At 66.1% G+C, this 14,754-nt stretch carries 8 protein-coding genes; 2 read left to right on the top strand and 6 right to left on the bottom strand.

Annotation, left to right across the window (positions count from 1 at the left end; all coding sequences use genetic code 11):
* Nucleotides 1-1,674, bottom strand: coding sequence for an MFS transporter (locus AC0QC4_RS06275; protein ID WP_483658876.1), 1,674 nt, complete (start codon nucleotides 1,672-1,674; stop codon nucleotides 1-3).
* A 156-nt stretch (nucleotides 1,675-1,830) separates the two neighbouring features.
* On the opposite strand from AC0QC4_RS06275, the gene acs reads away from it, so the two are divergent.
* The gene (acs, locus tag AC0QC4_RS06270; protein ID WP_483658875.1) at nucleotides 1,831-3,774 is read left to right on the top strand and encodes an acetate--CoA ligase; all 1,944 of its coding nucleotides are present in this window, start codon (nucleotides 1,831-1,833) and stop codon (nucleotides 3,772-3,774) included.
* Between the two features lie 54 nt (nucleotides 3,775-3,828).
* Here acs and AC0QC4_RS06265 read toward each other — a convergent pair whose 3' ends face one another.
* Nucleotides 3,829-5,346, bottom strand: a complete 1,518-nt coding sequence (locus AC0QC4_RS06265; protein ID WP_483658874.1) for a sodium:solute symporter family transporter — start codon at nucleotides 5,344-5,346, stop codon at nucleotides 3,829-3,831.
* Nucleotides 5,347-5,420: 74 nt separating this feature from the next.
* On the opposite strand from AC0QC4_RS06265, the gene AC0QC4_RS06260 reads away from it, so the two are divergent.
* Complete coding sequence (locus AC0QC4_RS06260; protein WP_483658873.1) at nucleotides 5,421-7,403, top strand: beta-galactosidase; 1,983 nt, start codon at nucleotides 5,421-5,423, stop codon at nucleotides 7,401-7,403.
* 3 nt (nucleotides 7,404-7,406) lie between these two features.
* Here the strand turns inward: AC0QC4_RS06260 and AC0QC4_RS06255 are convergent, their stop codons facing one another.
* From AC0QC4_RS06255 to AC0QC4_RS06240, 4 genes are all read right to left on the bottom strand, one after another.
* Nucleotides 7,407-8,045 carry a CDP-alcohol phosphatidyltransferase family protein gene (locus AC0QC4_RS06255; RefSeq protein WP_483658872.1) on the bottom strand — a complete coding sequence of 213 codons (639 nt, stop codon included), beginning with the start codon at nucleotides 8,043-8,045 and terminating at the stop codon, nucleotides 7,407-7,409.
* A complete protein-coding gene (locus AC0QC4_RS06250; RefSeq protein ID WP_483658871.1) occupies nucleotides 8,045-9,310 on the bottom strand; it encodes a NupC/NupG family nucleoside CNT transporter in 1,266 nt (421 codons plus the stop codon). Before AC0QC4_RS06250 ends, AC0QC4_RS06255 begins: the two co-directional genes overlap by 1 nt.
* A 21-nt stretch (nucleotides 9,311-9,331) precedes the next feature.
* Entirely contained in the window at nucleotides 9,332-12,367 is a 3,036-nt protein-coding gene (locus AC0QC4_RS06245) for a TonB-dependent receptor (protein ID WP_483658870.1), read from the bottom strand.
* Nucleotides 12,368-12,591: 224 nt separating this feature from the next.
* Nucleotides 12,592-14,742: an FAD-dependent oxidoreductase gene (locus AC0QC4_RS06240; protein ID WP_483658869.1), complete on the bottom strand. Its 2,151-nt coding sequence runs from the start codon at nucleotides 14,740-14,742 to the stop codon at nucleotides 12,592-12,594.
* Between the last annotated feature and the right edge of the window lie 12 nt (nucleotides 14,743-14,754).

The following is a 14,754-nucleotide window of genomic DNA, read 5'->3' as shown; positions in this document are numbered from 1 at the left end:
TCAGTCCTCGATCCGGCGACGATAGGTTTCGGGCAGCAGGAAGAGGCCGAGCAGCAAGGTGACGACCGCGACCACCACCGGATACCAGAGGCCGTAGTAGATGTCGCCGGTCGCGGCGACCATCGCAAAGGCCGTGGTCGGCAGGAAGCCGCCGAACCAGCCGTTGCCGATATGATAGGGCAGCGACATCGAGGTGTAGCGGATGCGGCTGGGGAAGAGCTCGACCAGCATCGCCGCGATCGGGCCATAGACGGCGGTCACCAGCAGTACGAGGTAGAAGAGGATGGCCACGACCAGCGGCTTGTCGATCTCGTCCTCGGCTGCCGATGTCGGGTAGCCGGCGGCGGTGAGCGCGGCACGGACCGCATCCTGATAGGCGGCGATCGCGGCTGCCCGCTCGGGTCCAGTTACTGCAGCCGGATCGGGCGCGACAAAGGCGCGATCGCCGATGCGGATGCTGGCAACAGTGCCGGGCGCCGCCTCCACTCTACGATAGCTGATGCCATTCTTGGCGAGAAAGCTTTTGGCGATGTCGCAACTGCGGCTGTCGAACTTGTTCTTGCCGACCGGATCGAACTGCACCGAGCAATCGGCATCATCCGTCACCACCGCCACCGGCGCAGTGGCCTGCGCGCGCGCCAGCGCCGGATTGGCGGCCTCGGTCAGCATCTCGAATGCCGGGAAATAGGTCAGCGCTGCCAGCGCGCAGCCGGTCAGGATGATCGGCTTGCGCCCGATGCGGTCCGACAGCCAGCCGAAGATCACGAAAAAGGGCGTGCCCAGCAGCAGGGCGATTGCCACCAATATATTGGCCGTCGCCGGGTCGACCCGCAGCGTTTTTTCGAGGAAGAACAGCGCGTAGAATTGCCCTGTGTACCAAACCACCGCCTGCCCCGCGACCGCGCCGACCAGCGCGACCAGCACGATCTTGAGGTTGCTCCAGCGCCCGAACGCCTCGGTCAGCGGCGCTTTGGAGGTGGTGCCCTCCGCCTTCATCTTCTGGAACACCGGGCTCTCGCTGAGCTGCAGGCGGATCCACAGCGAAATGCCCAGCAGCAGGATGGAGATGAGGAACGGCACGCGCCAGCCCCACGCCCCGAACGCATCCTCCCCGATGGTGACGCGCAGGCCGATCACCACCAGCAGCGCGGCGAACAGGCCCAGCGTCGCGGTTGTCTGTATCCAGCTCGTGTAGAGCCCGCGCTTGCCCTCCGGCGCATGCTCCGCGACATAGGTGGCCGCACCGCCATATTCCCCGCCCAGCGCCAGCCCTTGCAGCAGGCGCAATGCGACGAGGATGATCGGTGCCGCAATGCCGATAGTCTCGTACCCGGGCAGCAGGCCGACGCAGAAGGTCGACAGGCCCATGATGCCCATGGTGACGAGGAAGGTGTTCTTGCGCCCGACCAGATCGCCGATCCGCCCGAACACCAGCGCCCCGAACGGCCGCACCGCAAAACCGGCGGCAAAGGTCGCGAGCGCGAAGATGAAGCCGGTGGTCTCGTCCACCCCGGCGAAGAATACCTTGCTGATGTAGGTCGCGACCAGCCCGTAGAGGTAGAAATCATACCATTCGAAAACGGTGCCCAGCGAGGAAGCGAGGATGACCTTCTTTTCGCTTTGCGTCGCCGGATGAAGCGGGGGCAGCGCCGTGGCGTCGGTCGTTTCGGTCATGTCTGGTTCCCCCCCGGTGGCGTCTTGCGCCTTGGCGGGCACCCTATCGCCTCGCCCTTCCCGCGCAAGGCCTTGCCGCCTGTCGCCATCGCTGGTTAGGACGGTCGCACCATATAATCGCCCGACCCGTGCGGACTGGAAGTGAGGGACAATCGAATGGCCGAAGCAGTATATCCCGTCCCGGCAGATTTTGGCGCGGCCGCGCGCATCAAGCCCGCAGATTATGAGCGGCTGGTCGCCGAAGCGCGCGATAATCCCGACGCCTTCTGGGCAGAGCAGGCGCAGCGGCTGGAATGGATGAAGGCCCCGACGCAGGCCGGCAACTGGTCGTTCGATGAGGCCGATTTCGGCATCCGCTGGTTCGAGGACGGGGAGCTGAACCTCACCGTCAACTGCATCGACCGGCATCTCGCCACCCGTGCGGATCAGACCGCGATCGTCTTCGAAGGCGACGAGCCGGGCGAAGGACGGCGCATCACCTATCGCCAGCTGCACGAGGAAGTGTGCCGCTTCGCCAATGTTCTGAAAGCGCAAGGCGTGCGCAAGGGCGACCGGGTGACCATCTACATGCCGATGATCCCAGAGGCAGCTTTCGCCATGCTGGCCTGTGCGCGGATCGGGGCGATCCATTCGGTGGTGTTCGGCGGCTTCTCCCCCGACAGCCTGGCGGGACGCATCCAGGATTGCGATTCATCGCTGGTGATCACTGCCGACGAGGGCGCGCGCGGCGGCAAGCGCATCCCGCTCAAGGCCAATGTCGACGCCGCGCTGACGCATTGTCCCAGCGTGCAACGGGTCATCGTGGTCAAGCGGACGGGCGCCGATGTGCCGATCATCGACGGGCGCGATATCCGCTACGAAGAGGCACGCGCGGCGTCATCGTCGGATTGCCCGCCCGAACCGATGAACGCCGAAGACCCGCTGTTCATCCTCTACACCAGCGGATCGACCGGCAAGCCCAAGGGCGTGCTGCACACCACCGGCGGTTACCTGCTGTGGGTGACGATGACCTTCGACCTGATCTTCGATTTTCGCGAAGGGGACCTGTTCTGGTGCACCGCCGATGTCGGCTGGGTCACCGGGCACAGCTATGTCGTCTACGGCCCGCTGTCGAACGGCGCGACCTCGGTGATGTTCGACGGCGTCCCCAACTACCCCGATCATGGCCGCTTCTGGGAGACTGCCAACCGGCTGGGCGTCACCATCTTCTACACCGCCCCGACCGCAATCCGCGCGCTGATGCGCGAAGGCGACGATTGGGTGACGCGGCATGACCGCAGCCAGATCCGCCTGCTGGGCACGGTGGGTGAGCCGATCAATCCCGAGGCGTGGGAATGGTATCACCGCGTTGTCGGCGAAAGCCGCTGCCCGATCGTCGACACCTGGTGGCAGACCGAGACCGGCGGGGCTCTGATCTCTCCCCTGCCCGGCGCCACCGACCTCAAGCCCGGCTCGGCGACCAGGCCGCTGCCGGGCGTCTTCCCGCAGCTCGTCGATGCCGAAGGCAAGGTGCTGGAGGGCGCGACCGACGGCAATCTCTGCCTGACCGGCAGTTGGCCGGGCCAGATGCGAACGGTGTGGGGAGACCATGAGCGGTTCTTCCAGACCTATTTCACCACCTATCCCGGCAAATATTTCACCGGCGACGGCTGCCGCCGCGACGCGGACGGCTATTACTGGATCACCGGCCGGGTCGACGACGTCATCAACGTCTCAGGCCACCGCATGGGCACCGCCGAGGTCGAGAGCGCGCTGGTTTCCCACCCCAAGGTCGCCGAGGCCGCAGTCGTCGGCATGCCGCACGCCATCAAGGGCCAGGGCATTTACGCCTATGTCACGCTCAACGCCGGCGAGCCGGACAGCGAGGCGCTGCGACAGGAATTGCGGCAGTGGGTGCGCAAGGAGATTGGCCCCATCGCCACCCCCGACGCGCTGCAATTCGCCCTCGGCCTGCCGAAGACCCGCAGCGGCAAGATCATGCGCCGAATCCTCCGCAAGATTGCCGAGAATGAGATCGGCAGCCTGGGCGACACATCGACGCTGGCCGACCCTGCGGTGGTCGAGCAATTGGTCGCCAACCGGGTGTTGCCACAACTCTGACCGACCAGCGACAGCCGCCCTTCCTGCCCTCTGCCGCTGGCGGCAGCGGGTAACTCAGTGCGCCCCGGCCTCCGGCGTCGACCTGAATGCGGTAAAGCCGATCCATTCCGCGCGGTTGCCGAAGGCGAGCCGGTTGACCGAGAGCGCGGCGATCACCGAGGTGACCAGCGTTACCAGCATCGCGTCGATATAGTGGAACCAGGGCGGCGTGATCCCGTCCGCAATCAGCACGCCGGTGGCAAAGGCGTAGAAGCCGAAGCCCCACACCACCCCCGCCACGGCCGCGCGGGCGTCGACGTTGCGGAACAGCAGGCCGGCGATGAAGGCCGAGAGGATCGGCATCGAGGCAAGACCGTTGAGCTGCTGCAGCAGGTTGATGATGCTGGTCGCGTTGGCGAACACCGGCACCAGCGCGATCGAGCTGATCGTCAGCGCGATGGTTGTCGCGGTGGCGACGCGGCGGGCATCGGTCAGCGGCGCGACAAACTGGCTGTGGAAATCGACGGTGTAGAGCGCGACGGTGCCGTTGAGGATCGCCGCGGTGTGCGCGATCACTGCTGCGGCCATCATCGCCGCAAAGGCACCCGACAGCCAGTCGGGCAGGACGCGGGCGACGACCATGCCATAGGCGGCGTCGTTGACATCGCCGAACAGCTTGTAGGCAACCACGCCGGGGATCACCACGATGGCGGGGATGATGAGGATGCGGATCACCGCTGCCGCCAGCACGCCTTTCTGCGCCTCACGCACCGTCGGCGCGGTCATCGCTTTCTGGGTGATGATCTGGTTGGTCGACCAGTAGAAGATCTGGATGAACAGCATGCCGGTGAACAGCGTGTGGATGGGAATGGGGCTATCGATTGCCCCCACCATGCTCAGCCGCTCTGCGGGAATGCCGGTCAGGTCGAAATCGATCGCCGCCAGCGCCAGCACGACCACCAGCACGGCAATGGCGAGCACACCGATGCCGGAGAATGTATCCATCACCGCCACCGCGCGTAGCCCGCCGAAGATGGTGTAGGCCGCCGCGATGATCGCCATCGGCGCGGCAAACCACAGCAACGACATATCCGTCCCCAGCATCGAGGCAAGGAACAGGCTGCCCGAATAAAGCGCGGCGGGCAGGTAGATGCTGATCGCGCCGAACATGAACAGGAAGGAGATGGTGGTGCGGATGGAACGCCCGCCATAGCGGCGCTCGAGCAGCTCGGTCACCGTCGTCACCTTGTGACGGTAATAGACAGGCACGAACACGAAGGCGAGGATCATCAGCCCGACGAAACCGCAGATCTCCCACCAGGCGAGCAGCAGCATCTGGTTGCCGTTCATGCCGACCAATTGCTCGGTGGAGAGGTTGGTGAGGGTGATCGACCCGGCGACATACAGCCAGCTCAGGCCGCCGCCGGCCAGGAACACATCCTTGCTGCTATTGTCATGCCCGCCGCCATGGTGATGCCCGGCGGCATCGCTGGTCATCCGCCGCACTTTCCACACGGTCAGCAGCGCCATCAGCCCGGTCAGCAGCACCGCAATGCCGATCTGCAGATGGGCCCCGGCAAGCAGGTTGGTCATGGTCGCTCCCCTCTCCGCCATTCTCGCACGATGGCGCTTGCGGCTTGTCAGCCAGATGCGCCACAAGCGCAAGCATGACGAGGGATCCGAACGCAACGATGCGGCTGGGCTGCTGCTATTATCCCGAACACTGGCCCGAGGAGCGGTGGGCGGACGACGCCCGGCGGATGACGGCAATGGGCCTCAGCCGCGTGCGGATCGGCGAATTCGCCTGGAGCCGGATCGAGCCCGAGCCCGGACGCTACGACTGGGGCTGGCTCGACCGGGCGGTCGAAACCTTGCATGGCGCGGGCCTTGGCATCATCATGGGCACGCCGACGGCGACACCGCCCAAGTGGCTGGTCGATGCCATGCCCGACATGATCGCCATCGACGAGGCAGGCCGGCCGCGCCGCTTCGGCTCGCGGCGGCATTATTGCTTCAGCCACGCCGGCTACCGGGCAGAGGCCGCCCGCATCGTGCAGGCGATGGCCGAACGCTACGGCGCGCACCCCGGCGTGGTGATGTGGCAGACCGACAATGAATATGGCTGCCATGACACGGTGATGAGCTACAGCGCGGCGGCACTGGCCGGATTCCGGCTCTGGCTCGCCGAACGCTATGCCGGCATCGACGCGCTCAATGCGGCGTGGGGCAATGTCTTCTGGTCGATGGAATATCGCAGCTTCGACGAGATCGACCTGCCGAGCCTGACCGTGACCGAGGCCAATCCCGCACACCGGCTGGCGTTCCGCCGCTATTGTTCGGACCAGGTTGCGGTGTTCAACGCGATGCAGGTGGACATCATCCGCGCCGCCGCGCCCGGGCGGGACATCACCCATAATTTCATGGGTTTCTTCACCGAGTTCGATCATCACCAGGTCGGCGCGCAAATCGATCTCGCGACGTGGGACAGCTATCCGCTCGGCTTCCTCGAGCAGTTCCGATTCTCGGATGCCGACAAGCAGGCCTATGCGCGGCAGGGCCACCCCGACATCGCGGCGTTCCACCATGATCTCTATCGCGGCTGCTCGGCCGGGCGCTGGGGGGTGATGGAGCAGCAGCCGGGACCGGTGAACTGGGCACGCTACAATCCCGCGCCGCTGCCCGGCATGGTGCGGCTGTGGACGCTGGAGGCAGCCGCGCACGGGGCTGAACTGGTCAGCTATTTCCGCTGGCGGCAGGCCCCGTTCGCGCAGGAACAGATGCATGCCGGACTGCTGCGCCCGGACAGTGTCGATGCACCGGCGGCGGCTGAAGTGCGCGCTGCGGCGCGCGACCTCGACGGCCTCGGCCCCCTCGGCACGCCGCCCAGATCGGTGGCGCTGCTGTTCGACTATCAGGCCGACTGGGTGACCGGCATCCAGCCGCAAGGCGCGGGGCAGAGCGCGTTGTGGCATGCATTCGACTGGTACAGCGCGCTGCGCAAGCTGGGCCTCGACGTCGACATCGTGCCGCCGGATGCGCCGCTCGATGGCTATGCGATGGCGGTCGTCCCCTGCCTGCCGATTGTCGCGGAAACGCTGGTCGAGCTGCTCGCCGGCTTTGTCGGGCCGGTGGTGATCGGCGCGCGCAGTGGCAGCAAGACGGAGGACCTCAGCATTCCCGCCGCCCTGCCACCGGGCGCGCTGCAACAGCTGATCCCGCTGGCCGTGACCCGCGTGTCGACGCTGCGGCCGGGCATTACAGAGCCGGGCGGCGACGCGGATGGCGCACCATGGGCTATCCAGCGCTGGATCGAGGATGTCGAAGGCGAGGCAGAGGTCGCATTGGCAACCAGCGACGGACGCCCAGTGCTGCTACAGCATGGCCATGTCCGCTATCTCGCGGCGCAACCCGATGCGGCGTTGCTGCAGCAACTGATGGAGCGGGTGGCACAGGAGGCCGGCCTGCCCACGCTAGACCTGCCCCCGGGCGTGCGTACACGCCGTATCGGCAATACAATGTTTGCATTCAACTATGCCGCCGAGCCGCGGCCGGCACCGCAGGTGGCAGGCTATCGGCGGATCAGCGGCGACGCGCTGCTCGCACCGGCGGGCGTGGCAGTACTTGCGACTGTGACGGACGCTTTCGAATAGGCACTACTGGCTGGCGCTGCCATCCCCTCCCCCACCCGGCGCGGAAAACACGCTACGGGCGAGCAGGCTGCGCTGCAGGACGGTGAGCAGGCACAAGGCCGCATAGCCATAGGCGATCAACGGGAATGCTGCTGGCCACAGGCACATGGCGATGAAGACGATGATCGTCTCGGTCCCCTCGGCCAGCCCGGTGTTGTAGAAGAAGCTCTTGCGGCCATGCGCGCTGGTTTCGATCCCGCGCTTGGCGGCCATGACGGCAAACCCGAGGAAGCTGATGCCGGTGAGTGTGAAGCTGGCGACCAGCACCGCCGCCGGCAGCGCGTTGCCGGGCGCGGCGAACGCAAATCCCAAGGGAATTGCGACATAGAAGGCGAAATCGGCGACGATATCGAGATAGCCGCCGAAGTCGGTCAGGCGGGTGGCGCGGGCGATGGCCCCGTCGAGCCCGTCGAGCATCCGGTTGGCGAGAATCAGCACGAGACCGATCAGCCAGGCCCCCTGCGCCAGCGCCGCCGCCGCGGCGAGGCCGAGTGCCAGACCGGCGAGCGTCACGCCATTGGCGCTGACGCCCCAGCCTGCCAGCCGCCGCCCCAGCGCGTTGAGCGGCGGATCGATATAGGGGCGGAGACGCGCGTCGAACATCAGACCAGCGTGACGAGGCCGATGACCGCGCCGGTCATCATCGACGCAAGATTGCCGGCCACCCAGCTTTTCATGCCCAGTTGCGACACTTCGCTGCGGCGCCCCGGGCTCAAGGTAGCGATGGTCGAGACGATCAGGCCGACGCTGGCGAGATTGGCGACGCCGCACAGCGCGTAGGTCATGATCAGCGTGCTGCGCGGATCGAGCGTACCGGCGGGCAGCGCGGCGAGATCGAGATAGGCGACATATTCGTTGAGGATCGCCTTGGTGCCCATCAGCCCGCCAGCCGCCGATGCCTGATCCCACGGCACGCCGATGCTCCACATCAGCGGCGCGAACAGCCAGCCGAAGCCGCGCTTGAGGGTCAGCGGCTCGCCGTCGATCAACGGCAGCAACGCCAGCATCTGGTCGACCAGCGCGACCAGCGCGAAAACGACGATGATCACGCCGATCACCGCCAGCACCAATTGCACCCCCTCCATCGTGCCGCGGATGATGGCATCCATGCTGCTTTCGTAGGCAAGGTCTGCCTCGACCGGGGTGGTATCGGCGCTGTCATCCCCCGGCACCATCAACCGGGCGACGAGCACCGCGGCGGGCAGCGATATCAACGATGCCACGACCATGTGGCCGACAGCGTTGGGCACGGTTTCACGCAGCGTGGTGGCGTAGAGCACCAGGATTGCGCCCGAAATGGTCGCCATGATCATCGCCATCACCATGAACAGGTCGGCGCGGCTCATCTTGTCGAACCAGGCGCGCAGCACCAGCGGCGATTCGACGACCCCCAGGAACATCGTCGCGCCGCCGCCCAGCCCGACCACCCCGCTGACGCCCAACGTGCGCCGCAAGGCCCAGGACAGGCCGCGCACCATCGCCTTCAATATCCCCCAGTGCCAGAACAGCGCCGAAAGCGCGGAGAAGGTGATGATCAGCGGCAATATCTGGAAAGCGATGATCAGCGGAGGTTCGGCGCCGTCCTTGAGCACGAAGGGGATGGGCGCGCCGCCGGTGTAGCCGAACATATAGCTGGAGCCGACCAGCGTCGCCGTCTCCACAGCGCCCACCGCCTGGTTGATATAGTCGACCAGCGCCCAGACGAAGGGCACGCGGGTGACGATCAGCGCGATGGCAATCTGGCTGGCCAGCGCAGCGGCAATCCAGCGCCATCCGGGGCGCGCGGCCCGGTTTTCGGACAGACCCCAAGCGATCAGCAGCATCAGCGCGATGCCGGTCAGCCCCTGCATCTGCTGAACAATGGCCATGTCACATCCCCCCAAGGATCGTCAGAATTTATAGGCGAGGCCAAACTGGAACTGGCGCGGCGGCCCGCCATTGCGCTGCACGAACGGCGCACCGCCACCGAACTGGATCTGATTGGACGTTGTCGCGGCGTTGGCAAAGCCACTTTCGTTGTCGGTGTTGAACAGATTGAAGATGTCCGCGCTCAGCTCGAAGCGTCCGCCGAACGCCGGCAGCGCGTAGCGGGCACCGATGTCCACCGTCGCCGACCATGGCAACCGACCGGAATTGCGCGATTCGCCGGGGTAGCGATCCGAATTGCCGACATAATTCTCGCCAAAGGAGGCGCCGTCGCCGTTGAGATCCTGCGTTCCGAAGATACGCGCATCGGGCACGAGATTGACCGGCTGGCCCGACTGGAACAGCCCGGCCACGGTCAGCGTCAGCCCGTCCAACGGATAGAGGCTGCCCACCGCCGAGATGACGTGGCGGCGATCGTTCGCCGACGGGCCGCGATCGGCCGCGAAGTCATTGGCGTTGGAGGCGCGGAAATTGATGTCGTCGGTATCGTTGGTCAGCCGCGACCACGTCCAGGACAGGCGCGCGCTGTAAATGTCATTGCCACGCGCCTTCGCGAGACTGAGGTTGAGCGCGCGATAGGTGGCGTGACCGCCGCTGTCAGACACGGTGATCTGCCGCGCGCCGCCGGGAACGAGCGCGATCGGGCGGCTGGCATCGGCATCCGCCTGCGTCCGCACCAGCCCGAGCTGACGGGCGAGCGCGACGCGCGCGGCATTGTTCGGCAGCGCCCGCAATGCGGCGATATTGGCATCGGTCAACGCTGACAGGTTCGGCGTGAACGGCGCGGGCGCATTGAGGTCGATCAGGCGGATGAGGTTGCGCGTGCGGCTGTAGATCAGGTCGATCCCCAGCGTCAGATCGGCTGTCGGCTGATACTGATAGCCGCCACTGATCTGCAGGCTCTGCGGATTGTCGTAACCGGTCGGCGAGAGAATACGCGCTTCGTTGAGCGTTGCCGTATTGCGCAGCGCCTGCATTTGCTGAGGCGTCGGGCAGGCAGCGACGGTGGCGCAGGGCGGCGAGACGGTGAGGTTGCCGTCGAAGGTCAGCGCGGCCACATCGACACCGGCAGGGATCGCCCCGCGCGCCTGCAGCGCGGCGAGCTGGCTGCGCAGGCCCGCCGAGGTGGTGTTGCGCTGCAAGGCGTCCGAAATCACCGCATAGCTGATCTTGCCGGTGAACAGGCCGATACCGAAGCGAAACGCCGAACGCGCATCGGGTTGCCAATTGAGCGCAAAGCGCGGCGCGATGTTGTTGCCGTCCCCATCCGAAGGGCCGACGGCGGACAGGCTGTCATAATCCCAGCGGAAGCCGAGCGTTGCCGTGAGGCGGCGGGTGATTTGCCATTCATCCTCAAGATAGGCAGCGAACTGCGTCTGGCCGCGCCCGAAGCTCTGCGGGCGCAGTTCGACCGAGTAGCTGGCAACGGCCGGGTTGAGCGCCAGCACGTCCTGCGCGGTGAGCGCGAGGCCGCGATTGGCGGCGCGCAAGGTGGCGAGTTGCGCGGGCGTCAGATCGACGGTGAAATTACCGTCAGGATTGCCGCCACCGAGCAGCGCGAAATCGCTGTGGATGACGTCTACACCGGCGGTGAGCCGATGGTCGCCGAGCGCGCGCGACAGGCGATGGACGGTCTGCCACGTCTCCTCCAGATCGTTGAACAGATAGCCCGGGTGGCCGACGATACCGACGGTCAGCCCGCTATTGTCGCGGATGGCGACCTGTGGGCCGGCCGGGACAGTGGGTGCGGCATAATCCCAACGGAAGCGGCTATATTGCACGCTGCCGTCATAAGCCCAGTCATCGCCCGAGTAAGCGAGCGAGGCGGCGACCAGCGTCGAATAGCGCTGCTGATCGGAGCCCGCCGAGGGGAAGGTGACATTGCCCCCGCCGAGGCCGCCGCCGGGCCGCTCGATAGTGACGCGGCCGATATTGGCGCGCAGGCTGCCGGTCCACTGGTCGCTGAAGCGATGATCGAGCCGGACCGAACCGAGCCACGACTGGCTGTTGGCGGTGACGGTATCGGTGACACCGAGCGCGGGGGCATCGACCAGCTGGACGTTGCGGTCCCGGCTATATTCGAGGTTGGCGTAGAAGAAAGTGCGGTCCCGCACGATCGGCCCGCCGAGCGCGAAGCCGCCCTGATAGCGCTCGAAACTCTCGCCCACCGGATTGCCGCTGAGATCGCGGCGCGGGAAGGATGAGCGCGAATCGAGCGGGCGGCCGGGGCGGACCAATGCATAGGCCTCGCCAGAAAAATCATTGCTGCCCGATGGTGTCGTGACGTTGACGAGGCCGTTGGGCGTGCGCCCGTAGGCGACCGAATAGCTGTTGGCGAGCACGGTGACGGCACGGGCAAAGCCCAGCGGCACCGGGAATTTCTGTCCGCCGAGGAAATTCTCGTTGTTGTCGAGCCCGTCGATCAGATAATTGGTGTCGAGCCCGTTCGAGCCATTGATCGAGATGGTCGGTGCTTCGGGAAAGAAGCCGGTCGATGGCACGACATTGGGCAGGCGGATCAGCGCGGCGATGGTGTCGCGCGCCTCGATCGGCAGCGCGGCGAGTTCACGGTCGGAGAGGGTCGACGAGACTTCGGCATTGACGGTGTTGAGCGTGGTGACCGCCGGCGCGGTGACCAGGATATCGCCTGAGCCGGTGCCGCCGCTTGCGCTATCGGCCAGCAGAGTCACGCTGGCGACGCTGTTGGCGCGCAACGTCACCCCTTCGGTGCCGCCGCCCCTGCCGTCGGCCAGGCGGATGCTGTAGCTGCCAGCGGTGCCAAGTGCTTCGATGCGTATCTGGCCCTGTGCGTCGGTGCGAAGTGTGCGCTGCGCGCCCGTGGCGACATTGGTGATGATGACATCGGTTTCGGCCAGTGGCTGGCCGCTCGCGGCGTCGACGACATTGACCTGCAGTCCGGCCTGCTGGGCAAGCGCGGGGACGGAGAGGGCGAGCGCGCTGGCGGCAAGCAGGCGGGCGACAAGGCGGCTGGTACGCATGGCGATCGGTCTTTCGGGGGAGAGGGTGGAAGCCGTTGGGCGGGGAGCGGTGCGCTGGCGCGCGGCATGATAGCGAGGCCCGGATGCCATTATGCGCTGGCCCCCCCTTGCGGCGGAAAAACCCTTTGCGCGACGATGTTTGCCATCATTGGCCCCCTCTTGCGGTGCGGGCGCTGCCGGCCCTGCTCCCATTCGATCCGTGTTCGGCGATGCGCGCGGTTCGGTTACCCGCGCCGCCAGGCATGATAGCGTTCCACCCAGCCCAGCAGCTTCTCCGGCTTGCGCGCCTTTTTCCATTCGCCGGCGGCATATTTGTTCGCTTCAGACATGGTCGGATAGGTATGGATGGTGCCCAGGATCTTGTTGAGCCCAAGGCCGTGCTTCATCGCCAGCACATATTCCGCAAGCAATTCCCCGGCATGGTCGCCGACTATGGTGACACCGAGGATGCGGTCCTTGCCCGGTACGGTCAGCACTTTGACGAAGCCGGTGCGCGCGCTTTCGGCGATGGCCCGATCGAGGTGGGAGAGGTCGTAGCGGGTCACCTCATAGGCAACGCCTTGCGCCTTCGCCTCGTCCTCGCTCAGGCCGACGCGGGCGATCTCGGGGTCGATGAAGGTGGTCCAGGGTATCACCCGGTAATCGGCCTTGAACATTTTGAGCTGGCCGAACAGCGCGTTGACGCTGGCGAACCAGGCCTGATGCGCGGCGACATGGGTGAACTGATAGGGACCGGCCACATCACCGCAGGCAAAGATGTTGGGGAAGCGCGTCGCCAGATATTCGTCGGTGACCAGCGTCCGCCCGGTCTCGATGCCCAGCTTTTCGAGGCCATAACCGGTCAGCCGCGCGGCGCGGCCGACCGCGAGGATCAGCGCGTCGAAGGGCAGCCGCTGTTCGCCGTCGGCGGTGGCGATGACGATATGCTTGCCTGCGGCATCGACCTCGCAGCGCAAGGCCGTGGCCCCGGTCAGCACGGTGACGCCGCTGTCGCGCTGTGCTTCGAGCGCCAGTGCCGAGACTTCGGGGTCCTCGCGGGGCAGGATGCGCGGGCCGCGATCGACCTGCGTCACCGCTGCGCCAAGCCGCGCGAAGGCCTGCGCCAGTTCCGAGCCGATCGGCCCGCCGCCGAGCACGACGATGCGGCGCGGCATCTCGTCCATCTCGGCGAACGTCTCCCAAAGCGTATCGCTGGTGACATAGCCGGCCTCTTCCAGCCCGGGCAGATCGGGAACGATGGGTGCGGCACCGGCAGCGACGATGATGCTGCGGGTCGTCAACCGCTGGATTCCGCCGTCCTCCAGCGCGATCTCGACCGTCCACGGATCGACGATGGTGGCATAGCCCTTGACCACATCGACTCCGAGACCGGTGTAGCGCTCGACGCTGTCTGCAGGCTCGATGGTCTTGATGATGGCATGCACCCGCGCCATCACCGCGCGGAAGGAAAAACCGGGCGTCGCCGGATGGAGCCCGTAGCTGTCCGCATGGCGCATCTGCTGAGCGACCTTGGCCGACTTGATCAGCGCCTTCGATGGCACGCAGCCATAGTTGAGGCAGTCGCCCCCCATCTTCGATGCTTCGACCAGCGTCACCTTGGCGCGCACGGTGGCACCGATCAGCGATGACACCAGGCCCGCTGCGCCCGCACCGATGACGATCAGGTTGCGGTCGAACTTGGTGGGCTTGCTCCAGCCCTTGTAGACACGGCGGCGCTTGAGCGCGCCCATGATGCCCTTGCCGACGAACGGCAGCAGGCCCAGCGCGACGAACGAGCCGAGCACAGCCGGGCTGGCGATGCCCGAGAGGCTGTCGATCCCGGCAAGCTGCGTCCCGGCATTCACATAAACAATGGTGCCGAGGAACATGCCGAGCTGGCTGACCCACATGTAGGTGAGCGTGCGGATGCGGGTCAGGCCCATCAGCAGGTTGACGAGGAAGAAAGGGAAGACCGGCACCAGCCGCAGCGAAAACAGGTAGAAGGCCCCGTCGCGCTCCACCCCCTCGTTGATGGCCTTGAGCCGGTCACCGAAGCGCGACTGGACCCAGTTGCCCAGCACGGTGCGGCTGGCAAGAAAGGCAAGGGTCGCGCCGATGGTCGAGGCGAAGGACACGAGGATTGTCCCCGTCACCAGCCCGAACAGCGCGCCTGCGGCCAACGTGAGGATCGCGGCACCGGGCAGCGAGGCTGCGGTGACGGCGACATAGACCAGGAAGAACAGCCCGATCACAAGCACCGGCCGGGCGTCGTAAATGCCGGCAATGTCCGCCTGCTGCGCCTTCAGCGCGTCGAGCGTAAGATATTGGCCAAGGTCGAAGACGAAAAAGGCGGCGATCACCGCGGCCAGCACTATGATGACGATGATGCGTTGCACGGCGTCCCCCTT

The organism is Sphingomonas sp. jy18 (assembly GCF_056931895.1).
Note: the sequence above shows the minus strand (reverse complement) of the source record. Positions and strands in the feature narration are given on the sequence as shown.

What these genes read in the sequence shown, in the direction of transcription:
- AC0QC4_RS06245 (WP_483658870.1), bottom strand. Translation starts at nt 12,367, where the DNA reads ATGCGTACCAGCCGCCTTGTCGCCCGCCTGCTTGCCGCCAGCGCGCTC.
- AC0QC4_RS06275 (WP_483658876.1), bottom strand. Translation starts at nt 1,674, where the DNA reads ATGACCGAAACGACCGACGCCACGGCGCTGCCCCCGCTTCATCCGGCG.
- acs (WP_483658875.1), top strand. Translation starts at nt 1,831, where the DNA reads ATGGCCGAAGCAGTATATCCCGTCCCGGCAGATTTTGGCGCGGCCGCG.
- AC0QC4_RS06265 (WP_483658874.1), bottom strand. Translation starts at nt 5,346, where the DNA reads ATGACCAACCTGCTTGCCGGGGCCCATCTGCAGATCGGCATTGCGGTG.
- AC0QC4_RS06255 (WP_483658872.1), bottom strand. Translation starts at nt 8,045, where the DNA reads ATGTTCGACGCGCGTCTCCGCCCCTATATCGATCCGCCGCTCAACGCG.
- AC0QC4_RS06250 (WP_483658871.1), bottom strand. Translation starts at nt 9,310, where the DNA reads ATGGCCATTGTTCAGCAGATGCAGGGGCTGACCGGCATCGCGCTGATG.
- AC0QC4_RS06260 (WP_483658873.1), top strand. Translation starts at nt 5,421, where the DNA reads ATGACGAGGGATCCGAACGCAACGATGCGGCTGGGCTGCTGCTATTAT.